Raw genomic sequence first — 2532 nt, forward strand, 5'->3', positions numbered from 1 at the left:
TGACCGTCGACGTCCCGGACGAGTACCAGGGCATCGTCTTCGAGAAGATGTCCCAACGCAAGGGCAAGGTGAAGAACGTCATCAATCAGGACCGCGGCCTGCTGCGCATCGAGATCGAGATACCGACGCGGGGTCTCATCGGCTACCGGGGGGAGTTCCTCACCGACACCCGCGGCCTGGGCATCATGTCGAGCTGCTTCTCCGGCTACGCGCCCTGGGCGGGGGACCTCGTCACGCGGAGCCGCGGTTCCCTGGTGAGCCTGGACACCGGAGAGGCCACGGCCTACCAGCTGGAGAACCTGCAGGAGCGGGGAACGCTCTTCATCTCGCCGCTGGACCCCGTGTACAACGGCATGATCGTGGGAGAGAACAGCCGGCCGGGGGACATGCCCTGCAACCCCACCAAGAGGAAGCAGCAGACGAACCACCGTTCCGCCACCAAGGAGCTGACCACAAAGCTCGACGTCCCGCGCCGCATGTCGCTGGAGAAGGCCATGGAGTGGATCGAGGCGGACGAGCTCGTCGAGGTCACGCCGCAGTCCATCCGCCTGCGCAAGGCCATCCTGGACGAATTGGAGCGGCGGAAGGCAACCCGAAGGGCCGGGGGAGAATCGGACCCATCCAACAGGAAGTAAATCCGGGGCAGCAGGACGGACGTCAGCATATTCAAGGGCAACCAGCCGAGCTGGTCGGCACATTGCCCGACTAAAAGAGAAGGGGGTCGGACGAAGCCGACCCCCTTCTCTTTTAGCACCAGGCCGCAGGCCCTCCGCCCTCGTCCTCTCGCTACGGCTCCACGACTTCAGCGCCACGGAAGAACACCCAGTTGCGCGGCGACATGCAGACCCCCTTCACCCGGGCGCTCTGCATGTAGGGCGTCGAGTAGAAGTAGAGCGGCAGCACCGGCAGGTCCTGCATCAGGATCTGCTCGGCCTTGTGCATGTCCTCAATGCGTTTGGCGCGGTCCATCTGCTTCAGGGAGTCCTTGATCAGGGCGTCATACTCCTCGTTGGCGTAGCCGGCGACGTTCTCGGGAACGCCCGTCTGCCACAGCTCCAGGAGGCTGCCCGCGTCGAAGAAGTCCACCAAGTAGCCGTGGCGCGCGATGTCGAAGTCCTTCTCGTTACGGGTGTTGATGAAGACCTTCCACTCCTCGTTCTCGAGGTCCACCACAACGCCCAGATTCTGCCTCCACATGGCCTGAAGCGCCTCCGCGATGGCCTTGTTCCAAAAATCGTTGTTATATTTGCACTGCACCTTGGGGAAGCCCTTTCCGTCCGGGTAGCCCGCCTCGGCCAGGAGCTTCTTCGCCTGCTCTACGTCGGCGCGCGGGGGGAGGTACTCCGTCTTGTCCTCGGCGCGGAAGTCCACCATAGGGTCATTGGGATTCACGCCCGGGATGCCGTAAGGGATCAAGCCGTTGGCCAGCTTCTGCCCAGCTATCGTCACCTTCTCGACGACGGCCGTGCGGTCGACGGCCAGGGCAAACGCCTTGCGCACGCGCGCGTCGTCAAAGGGCCTGCGGGTCGTGTTGAAAACGTAAAAGTACGTGCCCAGGGTGTTTCGCATCCTGGCCTCGCCGCTCTGCAACAGCTGCGGGAGCATGGAGCTTGGAATGGTGTGGTTGTAGTCCACCTTCCCGTCCCTGAAGGCCGCCAGGGCCGCGTCGGCGTCGTTGATCATGACCATACGGAGCCTGTCCAGCTTCACCTTGTCTGCATCCCAGTAGTGAGGGTTCTTCACCAGAGTCATCTCGCTGTTGTGCTTCCACTCCGTGATCGTGAAGGGCCCGTCGCAGGGGAAGGAGCCCGATGCAGGCCAGTCCCGGGGGTCCGCCTCGACCACGTCGGCCCGTGCCGGATAGAAGACGTGGTAGGATAGGTAGTCCAACATCAGGGGGCTGGGGTGCTCCAGGTCCAGACGCAGCGTCCTCTCGTCAACCGCCGTCACACCCAACTCATCCAGCTTCGCCGTGCCCTTGAAGCACGCCTCGGCGTTCTTGATGAAGAAGCCGATATGGGCGAAGGGACAGGCGTTCTCCGGGGTGAACATGCGCTGGACCCCATACCGAAAGTCCTCCGCCGTCATGGGCTTGCCGTCGGACCACTTCAGGCCCTCCCGGAGGTGGAACGTCCAGGACAGGCCGTCCTCGGAAACTTCCCAGCTCTCGGCGCACCCCGGCTCCGGAGCGTCGTCAAAGCCGATGCGCAACAGGCCCTCAAAGAGGTTGTAGATGACCGTGGCGCCGTCCGTCGCGCTGTTCAGCACGGGGTCGATCGTCCGGGGCTCGATGCCCAGGTTGTAGACGATCTCCCTCTCCCCAGCCCACGCCGTCCCCATCAGGCACAGCACGACCGCCAACGCAAGAAACCACCTTTTTTCTCTCATCACACAACCTCCGAATTAAGGCGGGGGCCAGGTGACCCCGGCCCCCTCTCACAAGGCGTCGGACACAGGCACTCCGCTCTTGTCCTCTCGCTACGGCTCCACGACCTCAGCGCCGCGGAAGAACACCCAGTTGCGCGGAGAGTG

The 2532-nt window shown here is 63.5% G+C and carries 1 protein-coding gene and 1 pseudogene; one reads left to right on the forward strand and one right to left on the reverse strand.

The annotated features are described in order from the left end of the window. A pseudogene (locus ACO41U_RS10320) lies at nucleotides 1-635 on the forward strand (translational GTPase TypA); the annotation flags it as partial. Between the two features lie 151 nt (nucleotides 636-786). Here the strand turns inward: ACO41U_RS10320 and ACO41U_RS10325 are convergent. After that, nucleotides 787-2388 carry a peptide ABC transporter substrate-binding protein gene (locus ACO41U_RS10325; protein ID WP_485943755.1) on the reverse strand — a complete coding sequence of 534 codons (1602 nt, stop codon included), beginning with the start codon at nucleotides 2386-2388 and terminating at the stop codon, nucleotides 787-789. Nucleotides 2389-2532 lie beyond the last annotated feature (144 nt).

The organism is Fretibacterium sp., assembly GCF_057312375.1.

What these genes read in the sequence shown, in the direction of transcription:
- ACO41U_RS10325 (WP_485943755.1), bottom strand. Translation starts at nt 2,388, where the DNA reads ATGAGAGAAAAAAGGTGGTTTCTTGCGTTGGCGGTCGTGCTGTGCCTG.